Genomic DNA, 11,963 nt, shown 5'->3' with positions numbered 1-11,963 from the left:
TAGCCAGTTCAACTGGCTTTACGCTTGCAGGGCCAGCCGGCCCTTTTTTTACGTAGTCCCATCCATGAGCCTGTTTCGTTCGGCGGCCACCGTCAGCAGCTTCACCCTGCTGTCCCGCATTTCCGGCCTGGTCCGTGACATTCTTGTCGCGCGCGCCTTTGGCGCCGGCCCCATCACCGACGCCTTCTGGGTCGCCTTCCGCATTCCCAACCTGCTGCGCCGCCTGTTTGCCGAAGGCGCGTTCGCCCAGGCGTTCGTGCCCATCCTTGGGGCTGCCCGCAACAAACGGTCGGAAGAAGAAGTGCGCACGCTGCTAGATCGCGTTGCGCTGCTGCTGACGGCCACGCTGATGCTGATCACGCTGATCGGGATCGCGGCCGCGCCCTGGGTCGTGTCCGCCATGGCCAGCGGCCTGCGAGGCGCCGCCCGCGATACCGAATTTGGCGCCGCCGTCTGGATGACGCGGATGATGTTTCCCTACATCTTCTGCATGTCGCTCATCGCATTCGCCTCGGGCGTGCTCAATACCTGGCGCAAATTCGCCGTACCGGCCTTCACGCCGGTGCTGCTGAACCTGTCGATGATCGCCGCCTGCATCTGGCTGGCCCCGCGCATGGACGTGCCGGTCTATGCGCTGGCGATCGGCGTGATGGCGGGCGGCGTGGCGCAACTGGCCGTGCAATGGCTCGCGCTGGCGCGCCTGGGGCTGACGCCGCGTTTCTCGCTGCGTTTCCGCGAGGCCTGGGCCGATCCCACGGTGCAACGCATCCTCAAGCAGATGGCGCCTGCCACGCTGGGCGTGTCGGTGGCGCAGATCTCGCTGCTGATCAACACCAATATCGCAACCTGGCTGACACCCGGCAGCGTGACCTGGCTGTCGTTCGCGGACCGGCTCATGGAATTTCCAACCGCTTTGCTGGGCGTCGCGCTGGGCACCGTGCTGTTGCCAAGCCTGTCGGCCGCGCACGCGCGCGATGACCATGGCGGCTACAGCGCCCTGCTCGATTGGGGCTTGCGGCTGGTGCTGCTGTTCGGCCTGCCTGCCGCGGTAGGCATGGCGCTGCTGTCGGACGGCCTGGTCGCCACCCTGTTTCACTATGGCGCCTTCGCCGCGCAGGACGTGCTGCAAACGCGGCTGGCCGTGATCTCGTATTCGGCCGGCCTGATCGGCCTGCTGGCCGTCAAGATCCTCGCCCCGGGCTTTTACGCCAAGCAGGACATCCGCACGCCGGTGAAGATCGCCATCGGCGTGCTGATCCTGACGCAGCTGATGAACCTGGTGCTGGTGCCCTTCATGGCCCATGCCGGCCTCGCGCTGGCCATCGGCCTGGGCGCCTGCCTGAATGCGCTGGCGCTGCTGATCGGCCTGCGTCGCCGGGGCGTTTACCAGCCGCGTCCGGGCTGGGCGGTGTTCGTCGCGCGCCTCGTGCCCGCCTTGGCGGCACTGGCCGCGCTGCTCTGGTACGCGGACGGCAAGATCGATTGGATCGGCCTTCAATCCCATGCGGGCTTGCGCGCTGCCTGGCTGGGTGGCGTTTTGATCACCAGTGGCGTGGTGTACTTCGGAATGTTGTTACTCTTTGGATTCAGACTTAAGGATTTTGGGCGTCGTCCAAAAGCCTGATTCGGCCGTCCGGGCGACATTCCCACCAAAAAGCCGGCTTCTCGCCGGCTTTTTGCATTAGATTCGTCAAGAATTGCCAACAGCCCGGTAATCTTTGGTAAAAAACCTTTATTATTTACAAATTGCTATTGAAAGGACCCCCGCCGATTTCTGTGCGGGAACATGAAGTGAAGTACGCCCAAGGACAACCCATGGCGGACCAGGTGATCAATTGGTTGCTACTGCTGCGCTCAGGTAAAGCGACAGCGCAGGACTACAACGACTTCCTGGCGTGGCGTGCGGCCGACCCTGTACATGAGAACGCGTGGCAGCAGCTGACGGGCTCGCTAGCAGGATCGACCTTCGGACGGCTTGGCGACGCTTACCCCGCAGCGGGGTATCCCGCCGGTGCCGCGCCCGCCGCACAGTCGCTGATCCCACCGCCCCCGGCCATCATGCCGCCTCGCCGCCGATTTCTGGCCGGTTCGCTGGCGCTCGCCAGTACGGCGGCCTGCGCCGCCTACGTCGGCAATGCCTTCTACCCGCTGAACAACGTCGCCGCGGATGCCGCGACGGCGACCGGCGAACGCCGCCGCTACCTGCTGTCCGATGGCAGCCAACTGCTGCTGGACGCCCGCAGTCGCGTCAACCTGGATTTCACGCCAGCCTATCGGCAGGTTCGCCTGCTGGACGGGGCAGTAACGGTTTCCGTGGCGCCTGACGCGCGCCGCCCCTTCCTGGTTCAGACCGCCGAGGGCACCGTACGCGCCCTGGGCACCCGCTACATGGTGCGCCAGCAAGCCCAGCGCACCGTGGTTGTGGTGCACGAACACGAGGTCGAGGTCGAAACCATGGCAGGCGCGCACGGTACTGTGCGGGCCGGCACAGGCGCACGCTTCGATGTGTCGCGCATGGATATTCCGCGCGCCGAACTGATGGCGGAAGCCGCATGGGAATCCGGCTGGGTCGACGCGCGCGGACGCCCGCTGGCCGAAGTGATCGCCGCCCTGCGCCCCTATCGCACGGGTACGCTGCGCGTGTCCATGGCGGCGGGCGGCCTGCCCGTTTCGGGGCACTTCCCGCTGGACGACACCAACGCCGCGCTGGACACGCTGGAACAGATGATGCCCATCAATGTCCGCCGCTTTACCCCCTGGTTTGTTTCCATCAACGTCGCGACTTGACAACGCTATGCGCGGCACTGTGCCTGCGCCCCGCTTCGTTGTATACTAAGCACCGTGTTTTTATCCAGTAGGCGCCGCGGGTTTTCCTCAAGGCTTTGGTTCTAGGCTTTAGCAGGGGATCATCCGAAAGGGTTCTCTAGCTAGGACTCTTTAGCCCAGGAACTTTTTCCCCTCAGCGCCCCCCGCCCGGTTGACGGGCGCTCCATCGACAGATCTGACATTAAAAGCTTGCAATCCCTTCGGGACTTGCTACAATGTTCGACTTTGCCGAATTCAACTTATATAGCAACATGGCCAATACCGCCCAAGCCCGCAAGCGCGCTCGCCAATCCGTTGAGCGCAACAAGCACAATTCCAGCCTGCGCTCGATGCTGCGCACCGCCATCAAGCGCGTTCGCCAATCTATCGCCGCTGGCGACAAAGCTGCGGCTGGCGACGTGTTCCAGAAGGCCTCGAGCGTGATCGATCGCGTGGCTGACAAGAACATCATCCACAAGAACAAGGCTGCTCGCCACAAGAGCCGCCTGGCTGCCGCTATCAAGGCGCTGGCCTAAGATTCTGCCGCCCCGCTTTCTGGGGCGTCATGAATACGGCAAATGAAGAAGGATGCCCTACGGCATCCTTTTTTGTTGCCTGCTCGATGTGGAACTCCGAAACTGGCTACGTGGCCGAAGCCTCCGCCGTATCGGCCAGCCTGGCCAGGATCGCATCGGCCGCGTCCGACAAGGACGCCATGAACGCATCCACCAAGGGATTCGCTGGCCGATGTTCTGGAAAGACCGCATTCACGCGGAATGGCAGTGACGGGCGCAGCGGCCGGATATGCAGGCCCCTGCCAGCGAAATCCAGCGCGGTCAGCGGGTTGACGATCGCCAAGCCCAGCCCCTGACGCACGAAAGTACACACGGACACTGCCGTCGGCGTTTCCACGATGGAGCGCCGTGCTACCCCCGCCTGGGCGAAGGCTTCGTCGATCTGGATTCGATAGGGGTCATTGGCCGACAGGCTCACGAAGGCGTGGCCCGCAAAATCTGGTAGATCGATTTCCCGCCGTGCCAACAAGGGGTGGCCATCCGGCAGCACGCACACCTCGTCCACCTGTAGCAAGAGCCGCACGCGCGTGCCTGCCGGCGCGGCGTCATGCTCGGTCAAGCCCAGATCGTACCGTTGCGCGGTCAGCCATTCTTCCAGGAAGGGCGATTCCTGCGTCTCCACCGACAGGCTCACCCCTGGATGCTGATCGTGAAACCGGCGAAACGCGTCGGGCAGGATCGAATGCGAGAACGCCGGCAAGGCGATCACCGACAATTGCCCGCCCCGAAATTCCCGCAGACGGGCGGCAGCGGACGCGACGCGTTCCAGCCCTGCATACGACTGGCGGATCTCGTCATACAGCGCCAGGGCCGGCATGGTGGGCCGCAGGCGGCCATGCACGCGCTCGAACAACGCAAAGCCGATGCCCTGCTCCATGCGCGCCAGCTCACGGCTGATGGTGGGTTGCGAGGTGTTGAGCAGCTGGGCCGCGCGCGTGACGCTGCCCGCAATCATCACCGCGCGAAAGACTTCGATATGGCGATGCGTCAGCATCGTGCACTCCATATCAGGAATGAATGGATCTTCAACATATAAGCATTTTACTGGATGCATCAGACGCGGCATCATTGCCGCCTGGTTTCATTCTTTTCTCAAGGTCCACGCTTCATGGCTTTCGATCCGCGCCAACTCACCCAACTCGCCACGCAGCACGGCACCCCGCTATGGGTGTATGACGCAGCGGTCATCCGCGAACGCATCGCCCAGCTGCGTCGCTTCGACACCATTCGCTACGCACAAAAAGCCTGCTCGAATCTGCACATCCTGCGTCTGATGCGCGAGGAAGGCGCGGTGGTCGACGCCGTGTCGCTGGGCGAGATCGAACGCAGCCTGGCCGCCGGATTTGACCCCAAGGGCGAACCCGAAGGCATGGTGTTCACGGCCGACCTGATCGACCACGCGACGCTCGACACCGTGCTGCGCCACGGCATCACCGTGAACGCCGGCTCGCTCGACATGCTGGACCGCGTGGGTCAGGCCTCGCCCGGCCATCGCGTATGGCTGCGCATCAATCCCGGCTTCGGCCACGGCCATAGCAACAAGACCAACACCGGCGGCCCGCAAAGCAAGCACGGGATCTGGATCGACGACGTCGCCAAGGCAGTCGCCATCGTGCGCCGCCACGGCTTGAAGCTCGTCGGCATCCACATGCACATCGGCTCCGGCGTGGACTACGGCCACCTGTCCAGCGTCTGCGACGCCATGGTCGACGTGGTGCGTTCGCTGGACCATGACATCGAAGCCATCTCGGCCGGCGGCGGCTTGTCGATCCCTTACCGCGACGGCGAGCCGCGCATCGACTGCGACCATTACTTTGAACAGTGGGACGCCGCCCGCAAGCGCATCGAACAATTTCTCAGCCATTCGGTCCGCCTGGAGATCGAACCCGGCCGTTTCCTGATCGCCGAGGCCGGCGTGCTGGTGACCGAGGTGCACGCCGTCAACCACCGCCCCGAGCGCGACTTTGCGCTGGTCGATGCCGGTTTCAACGACCTGATGCGCCCGGCCATGTACGGCAGCTTCCATCGCATTTCGGTGCACGCGCCCGACGGCTCGGACCCCAGCGGCGTGGAACACACGCGCATCGCGGTCGCAGGCCCCTTGTGCGAATCGGGCGACGTGTTCACGCAGGAAGAAGGCGGCGTCATGTCCGACCAGTTGTTGCCGCAGCCGCGCATCGGCGACTTCATAGTCCTGCACAATGCCGGCGCATACGGCTCGTCGATGTCCTCGAACTACAACACCCGGCCGCTGGCCCCAGAAGTGCTGCTGGACCAGGGCCAGGCGCGGCTGATCCGCCGCCGCCAGACCGTGGCCGAATTGCTGGCGCTGGAAGACTGAAAGCAAAAGCCCCACGCAGAAAAATCGTGGGGCTTTGTGTCGATGGCGCCCTGCGCCGCGATCAGGTGGGAAAGGCGTCGCGCAGCGCGAACGTGGCCTGCTTGAACACGCCCAAGTCGGTGCCGACGGCAACGAAGTGCATGCCCATGTCCAGATAGCGGCGCGCATCCGCATGCACCGGCGCAAGAATGCCCACCGCCTTGCCCTGGGCCGACACGCGCTGGTGCAGGTGACGAATGGTCTCTTGCACCTCGGGGTGGCCCGGGTTGCCGATATGGCCCAGCGCGGCCGCCAGGTCGGACGGGCCGATGAACACGCCGTCCACCCCTTCAACCGCGGCGATCTCGTCCACGGCCTCGATGCCTGGACGGCTTTCGATCTGTAGCAGCACGCAGATGTTGTCGTTGATGGTTTGCAGGTAATCCGGCACCGTGCCGTAGCGGTTGCTGCGCTGCGCGCCCGCCACGCCGCGGATGCCTTGCGGCGGATAACGGGTGGCCGCCACGGCCAGCCGCGCGTCGGCTTCGGATTCGATGAACGGGATCAACAGGTTGTAAAAACCGATGTCCAGCAGACGCTTGATCTGCACGGGATCGTTCCACGAAGGCCGACCCACGGCGGCGCTGGCGCTGCCCTGCAAGGCCTGCAACTGTTGCAGGAACATCGGCACTTCGTTAGGCGAATGCTCGCCATCCAGCAGCAGCCAATCAAAATCGGCCAGCCCGACCAGCTCGGCCGTGATGTGGCTGGACATGCACATCCAGAAGCCGATCAGCCGCTCGCGCGCCAGGATGCGCTGCCGGAAACGGTTGGGTAAAGGTGAGTTCATTGCCGTCTTCGCTTATGCAAAAAGAAAACCTGAGTTCGTAATATTGGCGCGCCGGGCCGCAGCCCGGCGACTCCGCATCAATCCATGCGCGCGCCCGACGCCTTGGCGGCCTTGCCCCATTTGGTGATTTCGTTGTCGACGAAGGCCGAGAACGATTTGGGGTCATCACCCACCACGACAAAGCCCACGGCCTCCAGCTTCTGCCGGATCTCTGGCGAGCCCAATGCCTTGACCGTGGCCTGGTTCAAGCGCTGGATCACGGCGGGCGGCGTCTTGGCAGGCGCCGACAAGCCAAACCACGATTCGGCCGAGAAGCCCGGATAACCTGATTCCGCCACGGTCGGCGTGTCGGGATAGGCGGGGTTGCGCTTGGCGCTGGCGACGGCCAACGCGCGCAGCTTGCCGGACTTCACTTGCGGCAGCAGCGTGTCCTGATTCAGGAACATCACCGACACGCGTCCGCCGATCATGTCGGTAATAGCGGCGGCTCCGCCCTTGTAAGGCACGTGCACCAGGTCGATCTTGGCGTCCTGCTTGAGCATTTCCATGGCCAGGTGGCCCGACGAACCGCTGCCGGAACTGGCGTGCGTGTACTTGCCGGGATTCTCGCGCGCCAGCTTGATGAAGTCGGCGAAGGTCTTGCCCGGAAACTCCATGTTGGCCACCAGCACGTTCGGCCCGGTCGCCAACAGCGAGATGTGCGCGAAGTCGCTGTTGCGATACGGCATGTTCTGGTAGACGGCGTAGCTGATCGCGTTGGAGCCCACGCCCGACAGCAGCAGCGTGTAGCCGTCAGGCTCGGCCTTGGCCACGACATCGGAACCGATGTTGCCGTTGGCCCCGCCCTTGTTTTCGACGATGACGCTTTGGCCCAGTTCTTTGGACAGCTCGGCCGCCAGCAGACGGCCGACGGAATCGGTGCTGCCGCCTGCCGGGAATGGCACGATCAGCTTGACGGGCTTGGCGGGCCAGGCGCCCGATTGCGCCAGGGCCGCCACCGGCAGCAACGTCATCGCGCCCAGGGTAGCTGCCGCGAGTACAGCAAAGCGCCTGCGCGCCAGGTTTTTGCGTTCTTGCATGGTTGTCTCTCGTCCTCTGGTTTTTTTTAGGATTTCAGCCCGGTGACCGGGTCGGTTGTTATCGGTAAGACAGTGCAGAGCAACGCTGCCGTGCGATCAGATATCGTCCAGCAGGTAAGGCGTGCCCGCGCGCTCGCAAATGCCGCGCAGGCGTTCGGCCAACGCGGCCGAAATGGGTATGCCGGCCCGCAGCCGGCGCGCGTGCTCGGCCGCTTCGGGCTCGCCCGCGACCAGAACGGGCTCGTCGGCGTTCGCGGGCGGCGTGTCGTGCAAGGCGTCGATCATGTCATCCATATCGGATTCGAACGAGCCCGCCGCGCGGAACGCATCGGGATTGAGCGCCAGGAAAAAATGGCCCACGTCGTCGGGCTCACCCGGCTTGCGCGTGGGTGCGCGACGCGCGGCGAACGCGCTGCCACTGAGCGTGCCGCCCAGTATCTGCGCCATCATCGCCAGCCCGTAGCCCTTGTGGCTGCTCATCGCGGGCGTGCCGCCCAGCGGCGTCAGGCCGCCCTCGGGCTGCTGGAAGATGTACTGCATGGCCGCATTGGCGTCGGTGACGGCGCCACCCTGCCCGTCCACCGCCCAGCCCGGCGGCAGCGGCTTGCCCAGGAAGTCATACACCTTGACCTTGTTCGCGGCCACGGTGGTGGTGGCCATGTCCAGCACGAACGGCTCGTTGTGCGCGGCGGGCGCGCCGAAGGCGATGGGGTTGGTGCCCAGCATGGGCATGGCACCGCGCGTCGGCACCATGATGATGCCGTTGGCGCTGCTGGTCACCAGGCCGACCACGCCACGCTCCACCGCGATGCGCGCATAGACACCGGCCGCGCCGAAGTGATGCGAATTGCAGACCGAGACCGCGCCCACCCCGTGTTCCAGCGCCTTGTCGACGGCCATGTGCATGGCCTGCGCCGCCACCGGATAGCCCAAGCCGCCCATGCCGTCCAGCAGCGCGCTGGCGCCGCTGTCGCGCACGATGCGCGCGCGGGCATCCAGCCGCAACGATCCGGCGCGCCATTTCTCTTCGTACGAAGGCAGCATCGAAATGCCATGCGAATCGATACCCAGCAAATCCGTCCGCGCCATCAGGCCCGCCGTGGTGTGGGCCAGGTCTTCGTCCATGCCCCACGCTTGCAGCACCTGCAAGATCTGTTCGCGCACCTGTTCTACCGGCACGTTCCTGGCTGTTGCTTCATTGCCTTGCACTGGTTGTCTCCGTGTTGTTGTGGGGTGAAGTGGCGTCGGCATGCGCGCAATCGGTCAGTCGCGTTCGCGGTCGACCAGCCGATGCCGCGCCTGCCCCAGATGAAACTGCATGGCGACGCGCGCGCGTTCGCTGTCCTGTTCGCGGATGGCGTCCAGGATGGTGGCGTGTTCGTCCACGACACGTTGCGCGCGCTGGCGCGAGCCGGTCCGTGTCAGGCTCAAGGTCAGCCGCATGAAGCCGTTGATGGATTCGTGGATGCTTTCCAGCACGCCCAGATAGAAATCATTGCCGCTGGCCTCGGCGATGCTCGCGTGAAAAGCCAGATCGGCTTCGGGCGAGACCTGGCCATGCGTCAGGCTGTCGGCAAAGGCCGCGTGCGCGTCGGCGATCTTCTTGAGCTGCTCGTCGGTGCGGCGCAGCGCCGCCAGCCGCGCGGCGTCGCCCTCCAGCGCCACGCGCACTTCTTGGGCGCGCAGATACGCGCTGACATTCTGCACGTCGTTGAAGGTCTTCAAACGCGGCGCGGGCTGGTGGCTGACGAACGTGCCCAGCCCTTGATGCGCGGTGATCAGGCCATCGGCGCGCAGACGCAGCAGCGCTTCACGCACCACCGGACGCGAGACGCCGAAGCGTTCCGAGATCTCGTTTTCCGAGGGCAGCTTGTCGCCGACGTTCAGTCCGCCAGAGACGATCTGTTCGAAGATCTGCCCGTAGACCTGATCCGCCAGCCGCACCCGGTGTCCCCGTTCAAGCACGTGGGAACCGGCGGCGTCGGCCTCGGCCGGCGTCTGCGCTTGGGGTGACGTTGTTGATTTGGATCGGGCCACGGAACCTCCTGAATGCGTAAGCCTGTCCACCATTACGCGGACAGCGCCCATCGTACCGCCAACACGCGGCTTGACGGGCGCGGCTCTGCGTTGCCCTGCACCTTTAGGCGGCCACCGCTTCCCGGTCCCACGCGGCCAGCGCGCGCGCAACGGGCGCTACGCGTTCACGCTCGGCGCTGGAAATGCCGGTCAACAGCGGCAGCATGGGGCCCATGTCCGCCACGCCCGACAGCGTCACCGCGTCGTGCAGCACGCGGATGGGGCTGATGCCGTCGCGGCAGTCTTCCAGGCCCAGGTAATGCTCGCGCACCGCCTGCGCCTCGTCGTAACGCCCTTCGCGCAGCAGATGCAGCAAACGCATCGATCCGCGCGGGGCCACGCACACCGAGCCCGACGTGAAGCTCTTCAAACCGAAGTCCCGATAGTGCACGATGGCCGGACGTTCGCCGATGCCGCTGACGATCCACTGCGAGTCCACCGACTCCAGCAGTGACGACAGATACGCGTCCTTGGTCGGGTCGTCCCGCACCACGGCGTATTTGAAGGCGGCGATACGGCCTTCTTCGATCAGACGCGCGGCAGTCTCGGGCGCCAGGTAGTCAGCCGACTTGATATAGACGACGGCGGGTTTGCCCAACGCATCCGTGAAGCGCCGCACTCCTTCGGCCAGGCCTGCGTCCGTGTAAGGAAAGGACATCGGCAACAACATGGCGGTGGGAAACGCGCGCGATCGCAGGATGGCGGCCTGATCCATCATCTTGCCGTAGTCGGGCCCGACCGACGGCAGAATCCACGTGTCCGAACCGGCCAGCCCGGCCAGCATATCCACGATACGCGCATATTCGCTTACGCCCACGTTGTAGAAATTGGCGTTGCCGCCGTACATCACGTTGCGCACGCCGCCCGCTTCCAGATGGCCAAGCAGGGCCTTGTTGGCCGCTTCGTTCAGCGAAAGATCGTCGTGGCGCGCAAGCGGCGGCACGGCGATGACCGAACGTTGCAAGTCCTGCGCGGTGACCGGGGAAGTTTTCATGAACGGGCTCCAGGCTGATCCAGTTGTAAGATAAGTAAGGTGAAAAAAGTATACTTGGTTGACAAGTAAATGCTCAATACCTATATTTCTTTGACAACTGAAAGGCATCAGGAAAGCAAGGCGGGGATCCACTCCTTGCCGTAGTACGCCTCGGGCGATGCCAGGGGCGCAAGACCTCATGGAACACCCACAAACGATGCGCGGCCACGCGCACACCGAGGAGACAGAACCATGCATGCCCCCATCGCGCGACGCCGGCTGATCGTTGCCGCCAGCTTGACGGCCATCGCCCTGGCCTTGCCCGCCGCGCAGGCTCACGCCGACTATCCCGAACGCGACGTGAAGATCATCGTGCCCTTCCCTGCCGGCGGCACCGCCGACATCGCCGCGCGCGTGGTGGCCGCCGAGCTGGGCAAGAGCTGGAATAAATCCGTGGTGGTGGACAACAAGGCCGGCGCAGGCGGCAACGTCGGCACGGCAGAGGCCGCCCGAGCCACTGCCGACGGCTACACCTTGCTGATGGGCACCGTCAGCACGCACGCCATCAACCAGTCCGTCTACAGTAAGCTGCCATACGACCCGGTCAAGGATTTCGTGCCGGTCACGCTGGTCATTCCCGTCCCGAACATTCTTGAACTGAATCCCAAGTTCGCGGACAAGCACGGCATCCGCACCGTGGCCGATCTCATCAAATACCTGAAGGCCAATCCGAACAGCGTGAACATGGCGTCCACCGGCAACGGCACGTCCACGCACCTGTCCGGCGAGCTCTTCCAGACCATGACGGGCACGCAGATGACGCACGTGCCGTACAAGGGCAGCAGCCCCGCGCTGACCGACGTGATGGGCGGATCGGCCGATCTGATCTTCGACAACCTGCCCTCGTCCATGGGCTACATCAAGGGCGGCAAGCTGCGCCCGCTGGCGGTCACGACGACGGCGCGTTCGCCCGCCCTGCCTGATGTACCGACCATGGCCGAAGCCGGCGTGAAAGGCTACGAGGCCTCCAGCTGGTTCGGATTGTTGGCGCCTGCCGGCACGCCGCCCGCCATCGTCGAAAAGATCCAGCGCGACGTCGCCGCCGCCTTGCAGCAAGCGCCCGTGCGCGCGCAGCTTCAGGCGCAAGGGGCCACGCCGTCGGGCAACACGCCCACGCAGTTCAAGCAATTCATGGCGCAAGAGACCGTCAAGTGGGCCGAGGTGGTGAAAACCTCCGGCGCAAAAGTCGACTGAACCCACGCAGATTCAGGTCCGTGCGCAACGC

11 protein-coding genes are annotated in these 11,963 nt (G+C 64.6%); 5 read left to right on the top strand and 6 right to left on the bottom strand.

Annotation, left to right across the window (positions count from 1 at the left end):
- Window positions 1–64: 64 nt before the first annotated feature.
- The 3 genes from murJ (at window position 65) to rpsT (ending at window position 3,341) form a co-directional block, all read left to right on the top strand.
- Window positions 65–1,624 carry a murein biosynthesis integral membrane protein MurJ gene (gene murJ, locus API01S_RS02170; protein WP_050730075.1) on the top strand — a complete coding sequence of 520 codons (1,560 nt, stop codon included), beginning with the start codon at window positions 65–67 and terminating at the stop codon, window positions 1,622–1,624.
- Window positions 1,625–1,815: 191 nt separating this feature from the next.
- Window positions 1,816–2,787: a FecR family protein gene (locus API01S_RS02165; protein WP_050730074.1), complete on the top strand. Its 972-nt coding sequence runs from the start codon at window positions 1,816–1,818 to the stop codon at window positions 2,785–2,787.
- A 290-nt stretch (window positions 2,788–3,077) separates the two neighbouring features.
- Complete coding sequence (gene rpsT, locus API01S_RS02160) at window positions 3,078–3,341, top strand: 30S ribosomal protein S20 (RefSeq protein WP_025135824.1); 264 nt, start codon at window positions 3,078–3,080, stop codon at window positions 3,339–3,341.
- Between the two features lie 106 nt (window positions 3,342–3,447).
- Here the strand turns inward: rpsT and API01S_RS02155 are convergent, their stop codons facing one another.
- Entirely contained in the window at window positions 3,448–4,374 is a 927-nt protein-coding gene (locus tag API01S_RS02155) for a LysR family transcriptional regulator (protein WP_050730073.1), read from the bottom strand.
- 114 nt (window positions 4,375–4,488) lie between these two features.
- Here API01S_RS02155 and lysA point away from each other — a divergent pair, with 114 nt between their 5' ends.
- On the top strand, window positions 4,489–5,721 hold the full coding sequence (gene lysA, locus API01S_RS02150) for a diaminopimelate decarboxylase (protein ID WP_050730253.1): 1,233 nt from the start codon (window positions 4,489–4,491) through the stop codon (window positions 5,719–5,721).
- 61 nt (window positions 5,722–5,782) lie between these two features.
- On the opposite strand, the gene garL is transcribed toward lysA, so the two are convergent.
- The 5 genes from garL to API01S_RS02125 form a co-directional block, all read right to left on the bottom strand.
- A complete protein-coding gene (gene garL / locus API01S_RS02145; protein ID WP_006220300.1) occupies window positions 5,783–6,550 on the bottom strand; it encodes a 2-dehydro-3-deoxyglucarate aldolase in 768 nt (255 codons plus the stop codon).
- Between the two features lie 77 nt (window positions 6,551–6,627).
- Window positions 6,628–7,629, bottom strand: a complete 1,002-nt coding sequence (locus tag API01S_RS02140; protein ID WP_061302923.1) for a Bug family tripartite tricarboxylate transporter substrate binding protein — start codon at window positions 7,627–7,629, stop codon at window positions 6,628–6,630.
- Between the two features lie 96 nt (window positions 7,630–7,725).
- Complete coding sequence (locus tag API01S_RS02135; protein ID WP_409360595.1) at window positions 7,726–8,880, bottom strand: Ldh family oxidoreductase; 1,155 nt, start codon at window positions 8,878–8,880, stop codon at window positions 7,726–7,728.
- Window positions 8,881–8,892: 12 nt separating this feature from the next.
- Window positions 8,893–9,666, bottom strand: a complete 774-nt coding sequence (locus API01S_RS02130) for a FadR/GntR family transcriptional regulator (protein ID WP_006220303.1) — start codon at window positions 9,664–9,666, stop codon at window positions 8,893–8,895.
- 103 nt (window positions 9,667–9,769) lie between these two features.
- Window positions 9,770–10,699, bottom strand: coding sequence for a dihydrodipicolinate synthase family protein (locus tag API01S_RS02125; protein WP_006220304.1), 930 nt, complete (start codon window positions 10,697–10,699; stop codon window positions 9,770–9,772).
- Between the two features lie 231 nt (window positions 10,700–10,930).
- Between API01S_RS02125 and API01S_RS02120 the strand changes: the two genes are divergently transcribed.
- Window positions 10,931–11,932, top strand: coding sequence for a Bug family tripartite tricarboxylate transporter substrate binding protein (locus API01S_RS02120; RefSeq protein WP_006220305.1), 1,002 nt, complete (start codon window positions 10,931–10,933; stop codon window positions 11,930–11,932).
- Window positions 11,933–11,963: the final 31 nt, after the last annotated feature.

Source organism: Achromobacter piechaudii NBRC 102461, from assembly GCF_001571245.1.
GTDB lineage: Bacteria > Pseudomonadota > Gammaproteobacteria > Burkholderiales > Burkholderiaceae_B > Achromobacter > Achromobacter piechaudii.
This window is presented reverse-complemented; position numbering and strand designations above follow the sequence as displayed.